Origin of the sequence: Pseudoalteromonas rubra (genome assembly GCF_001482385.1) — a bacterium.
In the GTDB taxonomy this organism is placed as follows: Bacteria; Pseudomonadota; Gammaproteobacteria; order Enterobacterales; family Alteromonadaceae; genus Pseudoalteromonas; species Pseudoalteromonas ardens.
This window is the reverse complement of sequence record NZ_CP013611.1, coordinates 3,465,559-3,486,259: the sequence shown is the minus strand read 5'-3', so window position 1 is coordinate 3,486,259 and position 20,701 is coordinate 3,465,559. Positions and strand designations below refer to the sequence as shown.

Here is a 20,701-nt window from a genome sequence, read left to right as displayed (position 1 = left end):
CTGCAAACCCTACCCTTTTCAGGAAAAATGGCCACAAAACTAATTTTTCTGGAAAAGGCTTAAGTGCCTTTTCCTTTCTACCTTTCCAGATTTACTACAGAACTAACCTGTAGCAGTATGCTGTTACTATGAGATAATACTCAACGTTATTAATAAAGTAAAAGCGCAGGTCTGCTACAGCAGCTCGCGCTTTTCATTGTGTCTTCTAGTTTAATCTGTCTGATATCGAGTATTTCTTAACTGTCAGATTATTCAAAACAACCTTACTCAGATAAAGCAGAAAAAAAGGAAGTGCAATACCAAAAGTCATCACCACCAACAACTGCCAGAGCAGAATAGGAATAAAGACGTCAGAAAGCTTTAAATTAAGATGGAATTTGTACATACATTACTGCCATTAAAAACCTACGCAAATTCACGCTGAACTTTCGCTCACATCTGATATATGAATGCCCATATTTGTGATAAACAGGCGAGCCTGCTTCGCTCTATAGCTGTCATAAACCCAAAAATGCGGCATGTAGCATTCAAAGTACTGCCAGCTATAGAGGCAAAAGAAATCACTTATCTCACCACATCATTTAGGACTTTTAACATGAAACGCGCTGTACTCGTTCAGGTCCTGTACGTAGACCGCTCCGGACTCTTTACCATTGGCGTCATGATGTGGGGTGGCTATCACAGCCTTGCCATCTGAGAGGCCGACATTCCAGCCGAGTTGATCGCCTGGCTGCGCATGTTTAGCAACCACTTTGGATGAGTAGTGCCAGCCATCGGCACGCTTTTTGTAGACATATAATGCGCCGGTGTCTTTGCCTTGTGCGTCATGATTCATCGCGCTGATAATCGCCGTATCACCACTGAGTGCCACACCGCGGCCAAAGCGGTCATCGGCTGCGCCATCGGGAGAAGTGAGTTTTTGCGCCTCGGTCCAGCGTGTGCCGTTGCGCTCAAAAATATAGGCAGAGCCGGCATCCACACCCAGACCCTCTACGTCATCGCGTCGTGCCGAGATGAGTGCCGTATCTCCTGAAATTGCGACCCTGACGCCAAAGATATCGGTGTTTCCACCATCGGACGCCATCAACTTGGCCTGCTGATGCCATTGCTCCCCGTCTTGCACGTAAATGTATACGGTTCCGGCGTTTTCTGCCGTTTTGTCATGCAAGTCAGCGCCAACGACTATGGTATTGCCATCAACCGCAACGTCGATGCCAAACAGATCGCCAGCCGCGCCATCACTGGCCATGATTTTGCTCTGATAGCGCCAGGTATCACCAGAGCGAATATAAATATACGCAGCACCGGCATCATTCGCCTTTGCATCATTACGTGGGGCACCGATCACCAGCACTTTGTCGGTAAATGCCACACTCTGGCCAAAGGCATCGCCCGGTTTGGCATCTGGCGCGGTAAAAATCTCAGTTTGTGTCCATGTGTCCGCTTTACGCGCAAAGGCCACCACCGCACCGGCGTCTTTGCCTTTGTCATCTCGCCTCATACCGCCAAGCATGGCAATGTCATTCTTTAAGACCACCTTACCACCCAGGGTGTCATCAGCAGACAGAGGCTTTGCAACCAGCTTAGCTTGTTGCTGCCAGCCCTTCTCCCCTAATACGTAGACATAGCCCACGCCGCCGTCATTAATCCCATTGATATCCGCTTTGTGCGCGCCCACCACAACCGTGTTGCCGTCAATCGCTGCACCATAGCCAAAATAGTCTTCCGCCTTGCCATCATTGGCAAGTAATCTGTCTGGCACCGCAAAGCTATGACCAGCCAGTGCTGTTAGCATGACACACAGGGTATATTTCATAGTTGATTGTATTTTCACCCGTTCCTTCCTTTTTCTTCCAATACATCAGGCCCAAACTTGTCTCATTTTTGATGATATTTCAACAATCTATTTTACAGACCAAGATAATCTCAATGAGCCTGTGCTGACAAAAGCGCATACCTGCTTCTGACTGAAGTGAGACCGTTAATGGCCCAGTAAGCCCTAAGTGACTAACAGCGCGTTACTTTTACCTTTTTTAGGGATTTAATAATAAAGCAACATAACACTTCAGTTAGGGTAATACCTGTGCGCTGAAATAAATGTAACCAATTATAAATACAGATAATTATCCTGCTTTAAGCGACCTCGCACAGAGCGCGTACTTGCCCCTTTTAAAATGACATTTCTGTGAAAGGTGACGGTGCCATATTGTTTAACTATCTCAGGCTCCATACAATCTGGTCTAGACCAAAAGAGGTATACCCATTATGACTCACTACTTACTCTTAACACCTGGCCCGTTAACCACCTCAGATACCGTGAAACAAGCAATGCTGAAAGACTGGTGCACCTGGGATGATGACTATAACCTGGACATAGTCCAAACAATCCGCCGTACATTAATTAAGCTGGCAACCCCCTCAGCCGGTTACACCAGCGTACTGATGCAAGGCAGCGGCACCGCCTCTGTTGAATCTGTGCTTGGCAGTGCCCTGTTACCCGAAGACAAATTGCTGGTGATCAACAATGGCGCATATGGCAAACGCATGGCAGAGATCTGTCAGGTACTGGGCCTGGCGCATGAAGTGCTGAGCTTTAAAGAAACCCAGCTGCCAGATTTAGAGCAGATTGCTGCAAAGCTGGCTACTGGCGGGTTTAGTCACCTGGCAATGGTGCACTGCGAAACCACCACAGGTATGCTCAACCCTCTGGCGCCCGTAGCACAGCTATGTAGCGAGTATGAGGTGCGTTTTATCCTTGACGCGATGTCGAGTTTTGGCGGCATCACTATGGATGTGGCAAAGCTGAATATCGAATTTTTAATCAGCTCCGCCAATAAGTGTATTCAGGGCGTCCCAGGCTTTGGTTTTGTGATCGGCAAGCAAACAGCCATTGAGCGCTGTAAAGGCAATGCAAAGTCGCTCAGCCTGGATCTGTATGATCAGTGGCATACCATGGAAGTATCGAATGGTAAGTGGCGCTTTACGTCACCAACCCATGTGGTCAGGGCCTTTGCTCAGGCACTCACTGAGCTGACCGATGAAGGCGGCATCGCAGCCAGACAGGCACGCTATACGCAAAATCAGCAGCTGTTATGTCAGGGCATGCAGGAATTAGGGTTTAAACCTTTGTTACCGGTCGATATGCACTCACCCATTATCACTTCTTTCTACTCCCCCACAGCACCGGACTACCACTTTAATCGCTTTTATGACGCACTGAAGGCCCGGGGCTTTGTGATTTACCCCGGCAAAGTATCCGACGCCGACTGCTTTCGAATTGGTAATATTGGCGCCGTATACCCCGAAGATATAGCACGACTTATCAGCGCGATTGCTGAGGTCAAATACTGGGAATAAACGCCACCAGAGAACACTAAAAAGGCCGTAATGTGCGGCCTTTTATGGGTCAAACAGCGAGTCAACCTACTGACTGTCCACTTCAATTTCTATCGCACTGTGTACCCAGTATTCTATGTTGTAATCGACCAACTTGTCGGCCTGATTAAAGCGCTGGCGAATTATCTTCAGGCATAACGCGCCACTGTTCACGTTAAGCAGATCGGCTTTGTCATCGGGAATGGCTGTGACAACCAGGCTGCTGCGTTCATGGGTCACGTTAATCCCGTAATCTCGTTCAAAAATGGTGGTCACCGAGCCTTCTAAGGACTTAGACGCCAGATCATCAAACTGGGCGGCCAGACAGTAAATCTCTTCGACCATCACAGGACGTTCATCCAAAGAGCGTACCCGGCAAATGGCATGGAACGTTGCCGGGCTTTGTACTGCAAATGCCTGATTGACGACATTCGAAGCCAGGGTTGTCTCAAAGGACACCACCTGGGTTAATGGCGTAAACTGCTGCTCCTGTGCAAGCTGGTAAAAGTTCACCTTTTTAACCGGATCCCACTTCAGCCGGGGTGGAGAGATAAACCAGCCCTTTCGGTTCTGACGATAAATCACGCCTTCGGCTTCCAGCCTGATAAGCGCTTCTCTTACGGTGATCCGGGTGGAGCGGAACATATCTTGTAGCTCGCGCTCGGAAGGCAGCTTTTTCAGCTCGGGATGATCGGCGATCAACGCAAATAAATATTGCCTGATTTCTTTATAAAGCAGCATAAGTCCCTATTGTCCTGTTAACACCTGAGTGGTCAGCGCCAGCCAGGGTGCAATGTCTGTGTCGATGATGTGGCTGGGTTTGCCTGAGTCGTCATATCGGCGCAGTTCCATCGCCTGAGCAAAACAGCCGAGCGCTTCAAACGCACGCGCTTCGCTGTCAGTCATTGCTCCGCCCTGCTGTTGCAAGGTCTGCCAGCTTGCGTCAGATAAGCACCGGGTTCCAGCTATATTGGCAGCATAGCGTTTTGCCTGCACATGATAGCGAATTGGCAAATAAACGCTAGCGGGAAACCCCCTTTGTGCGAGCCAGTGACTGGCAATGTCAGCATGCTCACTGTGCCCCCATTGGTCCAGCCCGTCTAACTGAGCTTTGTCCGCGATAAAGTGGCCAATGTCATGCAAAAATGCTGCGCACACCATGTCAGGCGCTGCCTGATGCTGTTGTGCATGCCAGGCGCTGCTGACTGCATGGCTGATCTGTGTGCATGCTTCGCCGTAAGTATTGTCACCGAACTGTCTAAACAAACAGGCAATTTCATCTATGGTGTCTGTCATTTATCAGCCTTACCGGCGGCGGCCGCCAGCTTTGATAACTGCTTATCAAGCCACCAGGGGGAGTGACCGGCATCTTCACACCGCTCTTTACGCTGCACCGACTGCTTTACCAGTTGCGCCCCTAAATAACGTATTGGCTCAGGCGGGAATGTGCCCAGTGGTCCTTGTGCCAGACCACTGCGTGCCCAGGCATTGTCTAACCCCAATACCAGCGACGACAAGATCTCACCACCCAGATAGCTTTGTACAACACCATTGCCCGAATAACCCAGCCCATAAAATACATTGGGGTTACCATTCAATCGGCCAAAAAATGGCAGGCCGGTAGCAGACCTGTCTGACGCCCCTGTCCAGCTCGTTTCAAACGCGCCATCCAGTGCAGGAAACAAATGCCGAAAGCTGGCTTTAAGCATAGCTTCAAAACCACTGGGTTTGTCGAATGCGCTGAGCATTTTATTGCCATAAGCAAACAGATTACCGCCCTTACCCAGCATCAGGCGACCATCCGCACTGGTTCTGTAATAGTGTACAAAAATACGTGAATCAGCCACCGCTTTACCGTGGGACAGGCCTATGTCGGCCAGGGCTTGCCCCATCGGCCGGGTGATCATCATATCGGAAGACACCAGTACATAGTGGCGATTAAAGCGCGGGAAACATTGCCCCATCCAGCCATTAATGGCGATAACCACTTTCTTTGCTTTCACGCTACCGAGGCGTGTTTCAACCGTCGGATTAGTACTGCCCTGCAACCCCGTCATGGGTGACTGCTCATAAACCTTCACGCCCAGCGACTGGGCCACTTTTTTGAGGCCCAGCACCAGCTTGCCCGGATGCACGCTGCCTGCGGCATCAGTGGCAATCGCTGCACGGGTTTGTGTGCTGCCTGAAAGCCTGATGGCGTCAGCCTGCGCTAACGCCTGCCAGCGATTGATACCATGCTGTTCAAGCAAAGACACTGGATGTGACAAAGATTGCGCCTGTGCCGCATTGGTGGCAGTGTAAAGCGCGCCTTCAGCGCGCACCTCAGCGTCAATATTGTAGCGATGAAAAAATCGCTGAATATCAAACACCGCCTGCTCGGATGCCTGTACCAGACGAATGGCTTCTTCAACACCAAACAGCCTGAGCAAGGTATTCAGCTTAGTCGCAAAGGTCAGCATACAACCGCCGTTGCGCCCGGATGCCCCTTCGCCACAGCGGCCTTTCTCAACCAGGGTGACATCGGTGTTGGGCGACTGTTGCTTTATTTTAATGGCACTCCAGAGCCCGGTATAACCGCCACCGACAATACACACATCACTGTGAATATGGGCAGTTAATGGCTTGGTTGTTTTGTCGTCCGTCAACGCCTGCGCCTGCCTGAACCAAAATGGCTGACAGTGGCTCATGGGCGCTGGTGTCTGGCTCGTTTCGCCATGATCTGCTGGATCACGGGAATGGCATCCGCCAAAGAGTCGACCACAAAATGGGCGCCAGCCTGATACAGCTCAGAATAAGCTTTTTCTTTCAGCACACTTTGCTGCTCAGCCGTCAGGTCCCGCCACTCAGCTTCGGTTAAACCGATGGCATTGCCAGTGACCGCCAGACCCACAGTCCACATACCTGCACGTAGCCCTTCTGTAATACCCGGCGCTGAGTCGTCAAATTTGATGCAGTTGGCCACGTCATTGATCCCCAACTTCTGTACATTTTCTAATGCCATCCAGGGACCCGGTCTTGACCCTATGGTGTCGTCACTGGCGACCCAGCAGTCCGGGCTATACCCTTGCTTTGCCGCTTCGGGTACCAGGATCTCCATCACTTCGCGTGGATAGCCTGAGCAGGAACCCACTTTGATCTGCTGCGCCTGTAACCAGCCGATGGTATCAAGTGCACCGGCAATCGGCGTTGCATGTTGCGCCACCTTGGCTTTTTGCAACGGCATAAAAGTGTTGTAAATAGTATCGACCGTGTCATCGCTCATGGCCTCGCCAAACTGTGCCTGCCAGCGAGCATCAACCGAAGGCAACTGACCGAGTGTCTTTATGTGGTCCCATTTGCCCATACCCATTGGTACACGGGCTTCAGCCAGAGAAATATCAAAGTCATAAGCCTGCTTGAAGGCCTCAACAAAAATGGTAGTGGGGGCGACAGAGCCATAATCCACGACAGTTCCAGCCCAGTCTAAAATGACAGCTTCAATATGATTCATGTGGTTTCCTTATGATAGTGTGCGGCGCTTATGCCGGCCGTGAAGGCGAGTCGGTCAATGGCATGTGGCCCCGGCGTAACAGGCGGATACTGAAATACACCATAGAGCCAACCACCAGCGCGCCGCCGAGGATTGCTACCAGGTAACAAAGTTGAATAAAAAACGCGAGCCAGCTGATCTCGGGGGAGGCAAATGTGCGATACAACAAGATGCTGACACTCCCCAGGTAACCCGCTGAATCGGCCAGGTAAATTAAAAAACCCGCATTCGCCGTTGAGCCTACGGCTGAAATCATGCGGTCAAACAAAAAGCAGTTATAGGGGATGTAAGCGATATACAGTCCGGCACCCAGCCACACCATCCAACTTTTGCCGTCTATCCAGTGCTGCTCAAACGCATAGGTGGTGCCACCCAGCAGCACGCAACCCAGCAAAATAAAGCCATGATTACTTAAAAACGCACTGGTGTTGTTCTTAATCATCACCATGGCAGCGAGCACAAACAACACGACACCAGCGATGCGAATGCCCGCATAGGCAAAAATCGCTGGCTCTTCGCCGTGGCCGAGTGCCTGCCAAATCTCCGCAGAGAAGTTATCGCGAAAATCTCGCAAGCCGGTAAACAGCAAAAAACTGCTGATAAGCAGTAAAATGCCCGGCGCATAACGGAGGAAAAACGCCAGACGCTGCTGAGCATTCATAGGCGCACGGGCTTGCCTTGCACTTTGGTCGTCCGGCGAAGGCGGCGGGGTTTGCGCCAGCAAATACACCGATACAAATAAAGGCACAGTGAAAATGGCCCCGGTTGTGGCTGGCATCCAGTATTCTGTTACGTTCAGATCGACCATCAGCCATTGCCCCACTGTGCGCACCAAACCCGATGCCACAATAAAGGTCACACTTAAAAACGCGCCGAGGATCTCTGACGTTTTACGCCCTTCTAAAAAGCTAAAAACAATTCCCCAGATCATGCCAAGCGGCACGCCATTTAAGAACATCATCAGCGGCTTGAGTTGCTCCGGTACCAGTGCGAATAACACCAGCGCTAATTGTGCGGCCATCACCAGTGTCAGTATGGCCAGTGCTCTGCGATTTGCAGTTAACTCGGATACCACCTTGATACCTATGAATTTAGACAACAAATAGCCAAACACCTGAGCCAGCACCAGCGCTATCTTAAAATCAAGCACGCCCATAAACGCCTCAACCTGCTCAAACTTGCCAACAGAAAAGGGTTTACGAAACGCATACATGCAGAAGTAAGTCATAAATGCCGCCGAAGAAGCATACACAACAAACACCCAGGTGTGGCTGCGCTGAATAACGCGATTGATGAATGACATGACACTATTACCTGAAAAAGAAGACTGGGAAGGCTAACCTTCCCAGTTGACAGTGCGATTAAAAGAAATCGTATTTAAAGCCAACCTGACCACGGATACCGTAGTATTCGATTTGGTTCGGACGCTGTTCCGATCCAGTGAAATACTGTAGCGGCTCATCGGTCAGGTTGTTGAGTTCCAGATAAATCATGGCATTGTCGTTGAGGTAGTAAGACGCGGTGGCATCGACGCTTGTATAATCTCCATAATACGTGTCCAGCATCGTGTTATCGCCGTGATCTTCGATGTATTCCCCCTTATGGTTCACTGCAATACGCGCCGCGAAGTCACCATTGTCATAGTAAAAAGCAACGTTATACAGCGCATCGGCCTGACGGGAGATCTTCACTTTATCGTCACGACCCGGGATGTCCATTTCTGAATCCATCAGCGTAAAGTTCACGCTCATACCAAAATTGTCGAGTGACTCATTGACAAATGCCAGACTGGAATTGGCATTAAACTCAATCCCATGCAACCAGGCATCATCGCCATTCAGCGGGCTTTTCACCGTTACGGAGTTCTCCCGATACGTGCCCTGATAGCTCTGAGAGAAAACCGGATCGATGATCTGTTTATAAAAGTACCCTGCGGAGATAACGCCGGCATTATCAAAGTAGTGCTCATACATTAAATCAAGGTTATTTGAGTAAGTCGGGTCCAGCTGTGGGTTGCCTGAGCGCAACTGGTTTTCGATTTCCAGGTACGTGCTGCCCGGTGATAGCTGGCCAAAACCAGGACGGGCGAACGTACGAGTCAACGCCAGTCGTACATTGGTCATTTCGTCCTGATGATAGGTAACATGTACTGAAGGCAACACGGACCAATAGTCTTTACCGCCATGCTCTGGTTCAACGCGGGTTCCGTCATCATTCTTCACCGCCACATAACCAAATACATCCGTTTTGGTCTGCGTTGCACGCAGGCCACCTAAGATTGTCCAGCGCTCTGATGGCGTGTAAGTCGACATACCGTAGACAGATAAATGGCTTTCTTCCAGGTCAAAGTTACGACTTAAGCCACCGCCATTTTCTACCACCTCAGAGTCGTTCAGGTCGTAATTTAACTTGTGATTATTTTCGTCCCACCAGCGCTTCAGATCATTCACCGGGATCACTTTTGAGAAGTGCTTTTGATAGTCAATCTCATAGTTGTCCAGATAGTCACGTCGACCAGGTTGATCCACTAAGCTGACACCTAACTCATCTGCTACCTGAGCCAGTGTCGGCGTTGGTCCAAACTCGTCTTCGTTCCAGCTGTAAAACTTATCGAAGAAGCTGGCATTACGTTCTTTGTCTCGGTATTTAAAGCCGGCTTTAAACTCAAGCTGGTCTGAATATGTGTGGATCAGGTCAAACTGGGCAACGATTTTGTCTTTTTCTTTAATATCAACACCATATAACTCAACATCTGCCAGCACGGCTTTGTTGGGATCCATCACCCAGTCATCCGGCAGGTGCATACCAATCTGGTGCGCCGGATCGGTACCGCCATCTATGGTGTTATAGATCAGGCCGGTTTCTTTGTTCTCGCCATCGCGCATGCCCACATCAGCATCAAACTCGACACCTTGTTTAAACTTCACCACATAATAGGCATTGTCTTTACCATTAGGAATGTCACCATACTCAAACTGATTCTCATAGGTACTCAGCTTCCATTCCAAACGCGTATTGAAATCGATGTCGAACTCACCACCAAACTCAAACCCCGTCATCTCGGTGATCAGTTCATCATGAATATGCTGAAGCTCTACGCGGTTTTTGTTGTAGCGCACTCGATGCTTGTAATGGGTCTCCACGTCCGACAAGGTGCCATACATAGCTTTAGCATAGACAACTCCCTTATCCAGCAGGTATTCACCCGACATATTCAGACCGTAGGTTTTGCGCGTTCCTGTGTAGTCACGTAGTTCTAATCTGTGTACACCTGCGACGCCCTCTTCATCCACTTCACGGCGTGGTTCATAGTTGTCAGTTGCCCAGTCACGTTCCCAGGCGGTGGCATTAATTAAAAAGCCAAACTTATCATTGGCTAAGCGGTCACCATAGAGCAGGTTAAAGGAATGACTGCCGCCTTCGGCTTTCTCAGAATCTCCTACCCCCACATTCACAGACAGCAGGCGCTCATCTGGTGCCCGGCGTGTCACAAAATTGATGTTACCGCCAATCGCATCTCCTTCCATATCCGGCGTAATGGCTTTGGACACTTCCACCAGCTCAATCATATCGGTCGGGAAAAAATCAAAGGCCACCGCACGGCTGGTCGTCTCTTCTTCCGCGGTCGGTAAGCGATCACCGTTTATCGAAGTAGAGTTCCATTGAGCCGGCAAGCCACGAACAGCCACAAAGCGGCCTTCCCCCTGATCTCGTTCAATGGATACGCCCGGCATACGCTGCACGGCTTCCGCCGCATTACGATCCGGCAATTTGCCTATACCATCCGCCGACAGTACATTTTTAATATTGTCGGACTCTTTTTGAATGTTGATGGCCTTCATGGCACCACGGCGCATATGACCCACGGCGACCACTTCTTCCAGTGTATTGTCGTTACGATTAAGGCTTAGACTGCCCAAATCCACAATCTCACCATCCACGACCGTAATATCAAAGTCAGCAGACGGATAGCCCAGATACTCCACACGCAGCGTGTGTGTGCCCGCAGGCAGGTGCGATAAATTGAACTGCCCCTGATAATCAGTCGACGTGGTCGATTTTGTACCCACCACTGAAATTTTAGCCCCTGACAGCGTGCCTGATGCATCCGTAATTAAGCCTGTGATTGAGCCATCTGCCAGCGCAGAAAAGCTAGTCATAGCCAATATGCCCGCGGCTATCGGTGTGAGTTTGTTCATGTCATCCCCAAGAAGAGTTATTTAATAATTAGCAACCATTTGGTCTAGACCAGATTTTAAAAAACAGTTTATGGGGCATGTATGACAAAGGTGTGTCGCATTTTTGAAACTGATATTAATGAAGACATAGTGTTTAAAGCATCGACAATCACACGGTACTACTTAAACAACGCCGATGCCTTAATTCTGCCTGCTCTAACGAGATTGACTTTAACTAATCAGCGGCAAAAAACTTCACCTTGATACATTTACGAAACTCCTGTTATTGACCATGATTAGATAAACCGGACTTGGTTGAACTGATAATGAAAAGCCTAAAATCTCAGATAGCCTTATATCTCACCGTACCGACCTTAGTAGTGATAGTAACTATTATTGTGCTTTTAGCATCTATGTCGATGAGCCTGACCAGAGAGCAGGCTGAGCATGCTTTATTGCAGGAAGTCCGCAACGTGGCGCTGTCACTCAATCAGCAAAATGCGCTGGCATCACGAACAGCTAAAATGCTGGTATTGGCGCAGGAGAATGGCCTGTTTGGTGAGCGGGCGCAATCGCTGGCTCTGAGCAGGCAAACGCTGTCTGAGTTTCCCGAATACACCGGTGCATATTTTGGTTATGAGCCTGATGCAGACGGCAATGACTCGCAAGCGCGCAACACAGAACAGGTGGATAAAAGCGTGGATCAGTCGGGCCGGTTTTTGCCCTACTGGTATCGGGATGGCGGCAGCATTGCGATTGCCCCATTGGTTGATATGGAGTCGAGCCTCTACTACAACGGCGTGAAACAGCGCTTTTTAAGTTCCGGCCGGGCAAGCGCAATGATCACCGAGCCCTATATGTATGAGGGTAATATGATAGTCGAGTATTCATATCCCATAACTGAGCAGCGTGCATTTAAAGGGATTGGTGGCGTGGACAGAGCACTGGACACCGTAAGTGCTTATCTGGCTGAGGTAAAGCAACACACAGGTATCGACTTGTTTCTGATCAGCCGTGATGGCAACGTCATTGCTGCTACCCTAGAAAACCAAAACCTACGCACCAAGGCCATTACACGAACCCCGTATGCCAAAGTGTTTGGGCACTTCTTCCAAAATAAACAGAATAACCGCATCGCATTGACAAACGACCCCATCGACCAACAGTCCTATTATTTTGCCTCAGGGTTTATTCACGCCGGAGAGTGGCTGGTGATTGCCAGAAAATCGGAACAGGTGGTGCTTTCTGCAGTGCAAAGCATGTTTGTGAAAATGGCCATCTTCAGTGCATTGTGTATGCTTGTCTTGATAGCCCTGTCGGTCTGGTTTATTAAGAAGATCAGCCTGCGTATTGAGCGTGCGGTGACCATGGCCGAACAGGTGGCACGTGGCGATATTTCCGGCATTATTACAGGTGATGATGAACAGGACGATGAAATCTCAACCATGGAGCGCAGTCTGGGCCGTGTCGTCGATTCGTACCGCTGTATTGAAAAGGCCTGTCAGTCAATCACGCAAGGCAACTTTGATATCGATATGCAACAGCGAAGCGACAACGACCATGTTGCCATTGCCATAACAAACATGGCCAAACGCCGCAAAGAGATAAACCAGGCACTGCGCAATAATAACCAGGTGATCTGTGCCAGTACCACAAATCAGAACCGGGAGCTGGAGAATGTCGCCGCCTCAACCAATGAGATGTCCGCCACTATTTCAGAAGTCGCAAACCTGGCAACCCAGTCAGCCGACACAGCCAATGAGGCGCTACGCGCGGCCAAAAGTACCCAGAGTGATTTGACTCGCACAGTTAATGAAATCCAGGCTTTGTCTGACGAAGTCAACTCCGTGAAACAAGCTATTTCCGAGGTGGCCACCAGCAGCGAAAACATCGGAAATATTGTTGATGTGATCAATATGATCGCCGAGCAAACCAACTTATTGGCCTTAAATGCGGCCATTGAAGCAGCCCGCGCCGGAGAGCAGGGGCGTGGATTTGCCGTTGTCGCCGACGAAGTGCGCAGCCTGGCCTCCAAAACCCGGGCATCCACAGAAGAGATCAATGAGCTGATCAATGTCCTCAGCGTGGGCGTCAATGCAGCCGTCTCCAAAGTGCAAAGCAGCGTTGAAACAACACAAATCACTGCCGAACAAAGCAGCGAGGCAGTGGCTACACTGGACGATATCGTAAACAACATAGATGGGATCAGCCAGGATATGACCCAGATTGCCGCCGCTGTTGAACAGCAAAGCGTGACCTGTGAGGGCATCAACCGGAACATCAACGTGATCCATGAGGAGGCCAGAGAACTGTCTACACTGGCAAATCAGGATAAGCATTAACCATGGCCAGGTAAATACTACACTCCATACAATGTGTTGTAGCTAGGTAATCCAGAATGCTGGGGCGTGCGATATGATTCGACATCGTGCTCGCTGCCAGGCTTTCGTACAAACACCCTGAGATACATTAACAAATCGACCCTAGCCAGTATCGTATAAATAAGGTACAAATTACCTATACAGAGCTAATAACAATGACCTAATGAGTACTTTCTCCAGTTATTACTTGCTTCCTGTTCTGCTAAGCGGGTGCGCAAGCTCTCCAACGCAAGTTAATCAGCAAACTTCCAAACAATATACTGAATCGTTCATCAGAGTCCATGCAGTAATGCCCAGTTATCAACTGCTCTGGCATGTTTGCAGGCACCGCACACTGACTGGTAATTGGCCAAGCCTGACAGGCCAGATAGACAAAGATGTTTTCAGAGAATTATACATCGTTCAGACGGCAGACAAAGACCTTCAGCTGTCCTACCTGTTATCCGGAGTAAACATTCCAGTTCAGTTCTTGCTTACTAGTAAAGGCAATACATCTGATACATACTCGATGCGCATACGAGCTAACTTTCCTCATGGAGACTACACGCACAATATGTATTTTAACTGTACAAATAACGGGCTTACAAAAGAAGAGCTAACGGATGCAACTACGCTCATTACCTCAGTATTCAACTTGCACAAAGCCACGGAAAGTCACCATACTTCGTCCACCGCAGTTAGCCCCCCGGCAAAAAGCCTGATAATAAGGACAATACTATGTACCCTGTTAACTCTGACACCCGAGCAATGTCGTACTTAGTTGCCAGTGCAGCTAACGCAGCACTCAACACTCCACGAGGTTTTATATGAGCTTACTTCTCTACCTTGCTGCCGCGCTGCTCATTTTAGTCTCGCTAGTGCATTCCTATCTTGGCGAGCGCTTTATCCTCATTCGGCTATTTAAGCGAGATAACCTGCCACAGTTGTTTGGCAGTAACGATTTTACCATTCGCACACTACGCTTTGCCTGGCATCTGACTTCCATCGCCTGGCTTGGATTTGCCGCACTTCTGATTGCTCTGGCATCACCCGAGTTCACCCCTGCTACACTGCTTCACATCACCGCGCTGACATTTGCGCTACACAGTTTACTGGCTTTGGGTCTATCAAAAGGAAGGCACTGGTCATGGATATTATTTGCTGTGGTAAGTGTGCTGCTTGTAATGGCCGCGATATAACTGCCCTCACGCCCGACTCCTGCGTTGCTTTCATCACGGTCAAGCTATTCAAGGTCCCTCAAATGATATAACATAACGACTTATTCAAGGCGCTCAGCAGCTCGTACGATAAGCCTGCACTAGCGCTTACGTTAATCATCAAGGTGAGGAAACCATGAGAAACCTGTCTGAAAGGTTAGACAAATACGCCATCGGCTTGTCTGCGATGTGCGTCGTTCATTGCTTGTTTGTGCCCCTGCTGGTTGCCCTGCTACCAGCGTTCGGTGCAACCTTCTTTTCAGATGAGGCATTTCATCGCTGGCTACTCGTTGGTGTGCTGGTGACCAGCAGCAGCGCGTTATTTCTGGGGTGTAAAAAGCACAACCAGTGGCGTATTTTAGGCTACGGCACCGCAGGTATCGGCGTATTATTCTTCGCCGCATTTTTTGCCCATGACTTGATGGCTGAGGAAGGGGAAAAGCTGCTGACGATTTTAGGCAGCGTATTGCTGGTGATCAGCCACTATAAAAACTTCAACCTGTGTCAGACCGGGCGCTGCCACTAACCCACCCTGCATGGCCGCCTTTACAATCAATGTGCGGCCAAAACCTGCGAGACAAGCTCATTCAATTTGCCAGGATCACTACCCGGTCCCACGACCAGCAATTTACTCCCCGTAACCGGCTCCCCCTTAAATGGCCGGATCGACACAGCGCCATCCGGACATCGCTCAAAGTAAGTATAATCAGCACTTGTACCAATGCGTGTGCAGCCTTTCACGCGCAAAATAGTCTCGGGTATACGCGCACACAAGGCCTCAATACAGGTTTCATCAGGCAAAGCAGGTAACGCCACAGAGCAGGACGCCCAGTGTGATTTTTGATGCTCAAATGCATCGACATTACCCGACACGGGTGACAACTCTGGCAGCTGCCAAAGTGCAAGCTCCCTCACACCCTGAATTGTCGCGTTTGGGTTCACCTGCTGCAGTTCATCCTTAACACGCTGTATGCGCGCGTCGGATAAGCCGGTGGTATGTGTGAGCACAATGAGCGAAGAGACTTGAACTTGATTGGCTTCCAGCACATTGTGTTCACCACGACATTGCCAGTTTTTGGCATCGACCACCGCGATCTGTACCGGCGGTTTGAAGCGTTCGTCCAGCCCCACACCCAGAAACCCCATTAAACGACATGCATCGGATGTACCATTCGCTTCAATCAAGGTGATCCCTCGCTTGCGCTGTGGAATACGATTAATGCTGTCGCGCAGCGCGGTGATGCCACTGCAACAAATACAGCTGCCATCGAGCGGCTTTAACGCCCCTTCACTGAGCTGCTCGGCCAGTTGTCTGGCATCCAGCTCGGCGTGCTCATAATCATTCAGGATCACATAGGGGTCCCAGTCGGCTTGCTGAGCCTCAAGCAGCAGACGTTTTAACAGCGTGGTTTTACCCGCGCCCAAAAAGCCAACCAGTACGAGGATTGGTTCCATACTTACAGTGCTCTCCAGCCAACTTAAAAACACTCATGACCTGATAGTCATCTGACGATAATCCAGTGCGGTCAAATAGTAACACACTATGACTTTGCCACTCAGTCAATAAAATCCAGCGTGAGCAACAAGCGTGCTTCTCCAGCTGTGGGCGCTGGCGAACGATGCACCAGGGCTCCATCTTCATTGCCAAGCCAGCCAGACCCTTTCAATAAAGCAACATCACCCGCATTGAGCTGCTGAATGTCCGATTCAGACGTGTAAATTCCGGACTCATGATCTTTCTTACCTTTGCTACCCGCACCGAGCTTGCTGCGATCGACTGTGTCGTGAGGTAACCACTGAGAGGCCACACCGCCCAGCGTACTCACCAGCCTACAAGGTATGTGATCGACATGAAACTTAGGACACATAGCTTTATTGAGTATCGTGAGCCTGAGTCCGGCGCGCTTTAATTCAAACAAAGTACAAAACATATCCACCAGCGTCGCCAGGTGCTCAGTCAGCGCAGGCTTATCAACAAGTAAAGCCGAGGCGGCGTGCAATTCGCCTATCGTTTGCTCGGGAGTTGCCGCAATCGACAACTGCAACTCGCTAGTATTGCTGAGTAAATTAGTTACTTCTGAATTAAGCGCCTGAGTCAGCGTGCATTGCCAGACACTCAGGTTAATATCTTCGCGATAGATATCCGTCAGAACGTTCGGCTCAGGGGATATGGCTGCATACCGATTGGCAGGGATCATTGAATTGTCATTAGTGGCTAAAGCACGGGTCATGGTCTTCTCCTACATCTGCACCGAGTTGTGCGGCATTCACAACAAAAGTTACAGTATAACATATCGCAGAATTTCAAACAGAGTAAGGACTGCCGGCAGGCAGCCCTTCAATTGCTGGTTTTATGGTGCAACATTGAGTCCGCGACGCTTAAGCAGTGCTTCGGTGGTTGGCTCTGCACCACGGAACGCTTTATACGACTCCATCAGGTCACGAGAGTTACCCACTTCGAGAATGTTCTTGCGATAGTGCGTACCAACCTTACGGTTAAGCCCGCCCTGAGACTGTACATAAGCAAAGGCATCCGCCGCCAGGATCTCACTCCACATGTAGGCGTAGTAACCCGCTGAATAGCCGCCACCCATTGAGTGCGCAAAGTAAGCCGACTTGTATCTGGGTGGTACATAGTCGATGTTCACGCCATGCTTGCTCAATGCAGCTTGCTCAAATTCAACCAGATCCTGCAACGGCGCATCCGCTGCCAATGCATGCCACTCCATATCCAGCAGCGCAGCCGCCACATATTCTAGTGTGTCAAAGCCCATATTGAAACTGCGGCTGGCAACAACCTTTTCTAGCAGTGCCTTCGGAATAGCTGCTCCGGTTTGATAATGCTTAGCGTAGTTCTTAATGACTTCCGGATGGATAGCCCAGTCTTCTTCGAACGTTGACGGGAATTCAACAAAGTCACGGGACACAGATGTCCCCGACAGCGTCGGGTATTTAACCTGAGACAACATACCGTGCAGGCCGTGACCCAGTTCGTGGAACATAGTAGTGGTTTCAGAATAGCTCAGCAGGGTCGGCTGACCTTCAGGGGCTTTTTCAATGTTCATCACATTCACCACCACCGGACGCTCCTGGTCAAGACCAGATTGCTTCACAAACGAACTCATCCAGGCGCCACCACGCTTGCCTTCACGGGCAAAGTAATCAGCCATAAAAATGGCCAGGCTGGTGCCGTCCGCGTCAAACACTTCATAGGCTTTCACATCCGAGTGGTAGACAGGAATATCAGTGCGTGGTTTAAAGGTGACGCCATACAGGCGCTCCATAGTGAAGAATAAGCCATCTTCCAGCACTCGATCAAACTCAAAATAAGCTTTCACCTCAGACTCGTCCAGATCGAACTTATCCTGACGTACCAGATCGGCGTAATACAACCAGTCCCAGGCAGCCAGTTCAAAATCGCCACCCGTAGCACGAACTTTGTCTTTGATGGCCTGTGCTTCCGCTTCCACGTTTTTCAGCAAAGCAGGCACCATGCTGGCAAACATGTCGTAAACCGCAGTTGGCGTTTTAGCCATTTGTGCATCCAGGCCATAGTGAGCCCAGCTTTGATAACCCAGTAACGCAGCCTTTTTCGCTCTCAGCTGCGCCAGTTGTGCAACAATCTCCCGATTGTTATTCTCACCTGATAAGCCACGTTCTGAGGAGGCGCGCCATACTTGCTCACGCAATTGGCGATCTTCCAGCTTAGCCAAAATAGGCTGGCGCGTGGTGTTGGTAATTTTGATCAGATACTGACCCGGATGTCCCGCTTGCTCAGCCGCTTGTGCCAGTTGCGCAATGTGTGCGTCTGTCAGGCCAGTCAGTTTCGCTTTGTCCTTAACCAGCACCACATTACTCTTAGACATGGCCAGTAAATGCTGCGAGAACTGGGTCGTCAGTGACGACAAAGCCGCGTTAATTTCACGGATCTCTTTTTGTTGCGACTCAGTCAGCTTGGCGCCCGCTCTGACAAATTGTTTGTAATAGACTTCAGTCAGACGCTTTTCTTCGGCACCCAGGTTAAGCACATTAAGCTGACCGTAAACCTCTGCCACTCGCTTATAAAGCGCTTTGTTCAGATAAATATTATCGTAGTGGCCAGCCAGCTTAGGGGCCATTTCAGACTGGATCTCACGACGCTTTACGTTTGAATCAGTATTAGACAGGTTGAAGAATACCCCCTGCGTGCGCTTTAGTAACTCACCACTTCGCTCCAATGCAACAATGGTATTACTAAAACTGGCAGACTCGGTTTGGCTAATAATGGCATTGACTTCAGCCATTTGCTCAGCCATGCCTTGCTCAAAGGCAGGCATAAAGTGCGCATCATCAATGCGGTTAAAGTCGGGTGATTGATATTGCAAGGTGCTTGCTACCAGTAAAGGATTACCCTCAGTTACCGTCGCAGACGCTGCTGTTTTTTGCAAGCCTGACGTACGATCCCCGCCCGTGCAGGCCGTCACAAGTAAGGCAGAGCTCACTGCCAGTGCAAGTAACTTTTTCATCGTCGATTCTCTCATCTGTAAAATAGAGCGGATATGTTATAATATAACAAAACAATCAACAATCTTTGTTGCGCTAAACAGACCCATATGTGAGTTGGGTACGCAAAGAAAAGCACGCGCAATGTTGATTGCGGCCTGCGTCGTGGCCCAAAAGAACAGCCTTAAGTTTTGTTTATCTCTACAATTAATCAGGATACCAATGGCACGCTTAATTAAACACGCCACCTTAGTGAATGAAGGTAAGCTTTACGTTTCTGATCTCAGAATTGAAAACCAGTACATTGCTGAAATTGGCCCGGATTTATCGGCCAGACCCAATGAAGCAGTCATCAATGCCCAGGGCATGTGGCTGATGCCCGGCATGATAGATGATCAAGTGCACTTCAGAGAACCCGGCCTGACCCATAAAGGTTCCATTGCCAGTGAATCGGCCGCGGCCGCAGCTGGCGGGATCACCAGTTTTATGGAAATGCCCAATGTCTCTCCTTCGACCACGACCCGACAAGCACTCGCAGACAAACACGCCATTGCACAACGAGATTCTGTCGCAAACTACGCGTTTTACCTCGGCGCTACGCCAGATAATTTAGATGAGATCAAAGCCGTTGATCCACGTCAGGTGTGTGGCGTGAAAGTCTTTATGGGTGCATCAACCGGCGATTTGCTGGTAGAGCACCCCGCTGCCCTGGATGCAATTTTCAGAGAATGTCCCACCCTTATCGCCACGCACTGTGAACAAGGTTCAGTGATCCAGCAAAATAATGCGCGCATTGAGCAGCAATATGGAACACCGCAAATCATCCATCACCCGATGATCCGTGATGATGAAGCCTGCTATCAATCCTCTTCTTATGCCGTTGCCCTTGCTAAAAAATATCGTACGCAACTGCATGTCCTGCACTTAACCACGGCAAAAGAATTGAGCTTATTCAGCACTGCGCCTTTGGCCGAAAAGCACATCACAGCCGAAGCCTGCGTTCATCATTTGTGGTTTAACCAACAAGATTATCCGGCCCTGGGCAACCTCATCAAATGTAACCCGGCCATTAAAGCCGAATCGGACCGGCTCGCATTGCTAAAAGCCCTGCATGACGGGCGCATTGATATCATTGCCACCGACCATGCCCCGCATACCTGGCAAGAGAAAAACGTGCCCTATCCGCAAGCGCCGGCAGGCCTGCCACTGGTTGAACATGCCTTACTGACCCTCATGGAGCAGGTTAAACGTGGCGCAATGACACTTACTCAGATGGTTGAAAAAACAGCACATAACGTTGCAACCCGCTTTGCCATCGACAAACGAGGTTTCCTCAGGGAAGGGTATTTTGCCGATCTGGTGCTGGTTGATCCAAATCACGCAACCCACGTACAACACGAACAAACCCGTTACCTATGTAAGTGGAGTCCGTTTCATGGCACCACTTTCTCTCATCAGATCCGTGCGACCTTTGTTAATGGGGCCATGGTGTTTGATGGTGACAAGGTCAATACCGAGCACAATGCCGCGCAGGCGTTACGTTTTAACCGTTAAGTGAGA

At 49.7% G+C, this 20,701-nt stretch carries 16 protein-coding genes; 5 read left to right on the top strand and 11 right to left on the bottom strand.

Going from position 1 to position 20,701, the window contains the following annotated elements; genetic code table 11:
* Positions 1-205: 205 nt before the first annotated feature.
* Both AT705_RS26080 and AT705_RS15135 read right to left on the bottom strand, forming a co-directional pair.
* Positions 206-385 carry a DUF6693 family protein gene (locus AT705_RS26080; RefSeq protein WP_058797209.1) on the bottom strand — a complete coding sequence of 60 codons (180 nt, stop codon included), beginning with the start codon at positions 383-385 and terminating at the stop codon, positions 206-208.
* A gap of 192 nt (positions 386-577) precedes the next feature.
* Positions 578-1,834, bottom strand: a complete 1,257-nt coding sequence (locus AT705_RS15135) for an FG-GAP repeat protein (protein ID WP_208856740.1) — start codon at positions 1,832-1,834, stop codon at positions 578-580.
* Positions 1,835-2,262: 428 nt separating this feature from the next.
* Here AT705_RS15135 and phnW point away from each other — a divergent pair, with 428 nt between their 5' ends.
* Positions 2,263-3,357: a 2-aminoethylphosphonate--pyruvate transaminase gene (gene phnW / locus AT705_RS15130; protein WP_157576802.1), complete on the top strand. Its 1,095-nt coding sequence runs from the start codon at positions 2,263-2,265 to the stop codon at positions 3,355-3,357.
* Positions 3,358-3,423: 66 nt separating this feature from the next.
* On the opposite strand, the gene AT705_RS15125 is transcribed toward phnW, so the two are convergent.
* Genes AT705_RS15125 through AT705_RS15100 form a run of 6 tightly spaced genes read right to left on the bottom strand, consistent with a single transcriptional unit; the run spans position 3,424 to position 11,103 of the window.
* Positions 3,424-4,116 carry a UTRA domain-containing protein gene (locus AT705_RS15125; RefSeq protein WP_058797206.1) on the bottom strand — a complete coding sequence of 231 codons (693 nt, stop codon included), beginning with the start codon at positions 4,114-4,116 and terminating at the stop codon, positions 3,424-3,426.
* A gap of 6 nt (positions 4,117-4,122) precedes the next feature.
* On the bottom strand, positions 4,123-4,671 hold the full coding sequence (locus tag AT705_RS15120; RefSeq protein WP_058797205.1) for a hypothetical protein: 549 nt from the start codon (positions 4,669-4,671) through the stop codon (positions 4,123-4,125).
* Positions 4,668-6,062, bottom strand: coding sequence for an FAD-dependent oxidoreductase (locus AT705_RS15115; RefSeq protein ID WP_058797204.1), 1,395 nt, complete (start codon positions 6,060-6,062; stop codon positions 4,668-4,670). Before AT705_RS15115 ends, AT705_RS15120 begins: the two co-directional genes overlap by 4 nt.
* Complete coding sequence (gene phnX / locus AT705_RS15110) at positions 6,059-6,865, bottom strand: phosphonoacetaldehyde hydrolase (protein ID WP_058797203.1); 807 nt, start codon at positions 6,863-6,865, stop codon at positions 6,059-6,061. The genes AT705_RS15115 and phnX overlap by 4 nt, the downstream gene beginning before the upstream one ends.
* A gap of 28 nt (positions 6,866-6,893) precedes the next feature.
* Complete coding sequence (locus tag AT705_RS15105) at positions 6,894-8,207, bottom strand: DUF5690 family protein (RefSeq protein WP_058797202.1); 1,314 nt, start codon at positions 8,205-8,207, stop codon at positions 6,894-6,896.
* A gap of 58 nt (positions 8,208-8,265) precedes the next feature.
* Entirely contained in the window at positions 8,266-11,103 is a 2,838-nt protein-coding gene (locus AT705_RS15100; protein WP_058797201.1) for a TonB-dependent receptor, read from the bottom strand.
* A gap of 305 nt (positions 11,104-11,408) precedes the next feature.
* Here AT705_RS15100 and AT705_RS15095 point away from each other — a divergent pair, with 305 nt between their 5' ends.
* The 3 genes from AT705_RS15095 to AT705_RS15085 all read left to right on the top strand — a co-directional run bounded on the left by AT705_RS15095 (position 11,409) and on the right by AT705_RS15085 (position 15,185).
* Positions 11,409-13,424, top strand: coding sequence for a methyl-accepting chemotaxis protein (locus tag AT705_RS15095; protein WP_082669007.1), 2,016 nt, complete (start codon positions 11,409-11,411; stop codon positions 13,422-13,424).
* Between the two features lie 845 nt (positions 13,425-14,269).
* Entirely contained in the window at positions 14,270-14,641 is a 372-nt protein-coding gene (locus AT705_RS15090; RefSeq protein WP_058797199.1) for a hypothetical protein, read from the top strand.
* Between the two features lie 154 nt (positions 14,642-14,795).
* Positions 14,796-15,185: a MerC domain-containing protein gene (locus tag AT705_RS15085; protein ID WP_058797198.1), complete on the top strand. Its 390-nt coding sequence runs from the start codon at positions 14,796-14,798 to the stop codon at positions 15,183-15,185.
* Positions 15,186-15,211: 26 nt separating this feature from the next.
* Here AT705_RS15085 and AT705_RS15080 read toward each other — a convergent pair whose 3' ends face one another.
* The 3 genes from AT705_RS15080 to AT705_RS15070 all read right to left on the bottom strand — a co-directional run bounded on the left by AT705_RS15080 (position 15,212) and on the right by AT705_RS15070 (position 19,164).
* Positions 15,212-16,114 carry a GTP-binding protein gene (locus AT705_RS15080; RefSeq protein WP_058797197.1) on the bottom strand — a complete coding sequence of 301 codons (903 nt, stop codon included), beginning with the start codon at positions 16,112-16,114 and terminating at the stop codon, positions 15,212-15,214.
* Positions 16,115-16,215: 101 nt separating this feature from the next.
* Positions 16,216-16,890, bottom strand: coding sequence for a DUF1826 domain-containing protein (locus tag AT705_RS15075; RefSeq protein ID WP_058797196.1), 675 nt, complete (start codon positions 16,888-16,890; stop codon positions 16,216-16,218).
* Positions 16,891-17,010: 120 nt separating this feature from the next.
* Positions 17,011-19,164: a M3 family metallopeptidase gene (locus AT705_RS15070; RefSeq protein WP_058797195.1), complete on the bottom strand. Its 2,154-nt coding sequence runs from the start codon at positions 19,162-19,164 to the stop codon at positions 17,011-17,013.
* Between the two features lie 199 nt (positions 19,165-19,363).
* Between AT705_RS15070 and AT705_RS15065 the strand changes: the two genes are divergently transcribed.
* Entirely contained in the window at positions 19,364-20,695 is a 1,332-nt protein-coding gene (locus AT705_RS15065; RefSeq protein ID WP_058797194.1) for a dihydroorotase, read from the top strand.
* Positions 20,696-20,701 lie beyond the last annotated feature (6 nt).

Bases quoted from the DNA above. Each gene is read 5' to 3' on its own strand.
- AT705_RS15090 (WP_058797199.1), top strand. From the start codon at position 14,270: ATGAGCTTACTTCTCTACCTTGCTGCCGCGCTGCTCATTTTAGTCTCG.
- AT705_RS15115 (WP_058797204.1), bottom strand. From the start codon at position 6,062: ATGAGCCACTGTCAGCCATTTTGGTTCAGGCAGGCGCAGGCGTTGACG.
- AT705_RS26080 (WP_058797209.1), bottom strand. From the start codon at position 385: ATGTACAAATTCCATCTTAATTTAAAGCTTTCTGACGTCTTTATTCCT.
- AT705_RS15095 (WP_082669007.1), top strand. From the start codon at position 11,409: ATGAAAAGCCTAAAATCTCAGATAGCCTTATATCTCACCGTACCGACC.
- AT705_RS15085 (WP_058797198.1), top strand. From the start codon at position 14,796: ATGAGAAACCTGTCTGAAAGGTTAGACAAATACGCCATCGGCTTGTCT.
- AT705_RS15125 (WP_058797206.1), bottom strand. From the start codon at position 4,116: ATGCTGCTTTATAAAGAAATCAGGCAATATTTATTTGCGTTGATCGCC.
- AT705_RS15070 (WP_058797195.1), bottom strand. From the start codon at position 19,164: ATGAAAAAGTTACTTGCACTGGCAGTGAGCTCTGCCTTACTTGTGACG.
- AT705_RS15065 (WP_058797194.1), top strand. From the start codon at position 19,364: ATGGCACGCTTAATTAAACACGCCACCTTAGTGAATGAAGGTAAGCTT.
- phnX (WP_058797203.1), bottom strand. From the start codon at position 6,865: ATGAATCATATTGAAGCTGTCATTTTAGACTGGGCTGGAACTGTCGTG.
- AT705_RS15075 (WP_058797196.1), bottom strand. From the start codon at position 16,890: ATGACCCGTGCTTTAGCCACTAATGACAATTCAATGATCCCTGCCAAT.
- AT705_RS15120 (WP_058797205.1), bottom strand. From the start codon at position 4,671: ATGACAGACACCATAGATGAAATTGCCTGTTTGTTTAGACAGTTCGGT.
- AT705_RS15100 (WP_058797201.1), bottom strand. From the start codon at position 11,103: ATGAACAAACTCACACCGATAGCCGCGGGCATATTGGCTATGACTAGC.
- AT705_RS15080 (WP_058797197.1), bottom strand. From the start codon at position 16,114: ATGGAACCAATCCTCGTACTGGTTGGCTTTTTGGGCGCGGGTAAAACC.
- AT705_RS15105 (WP_058797202.1), bottom strand. From the start codon at position 8,207: ATGTCATTCATCAATCGCGTTATTCAGCGCAGCCACACCTGGGTGTTT.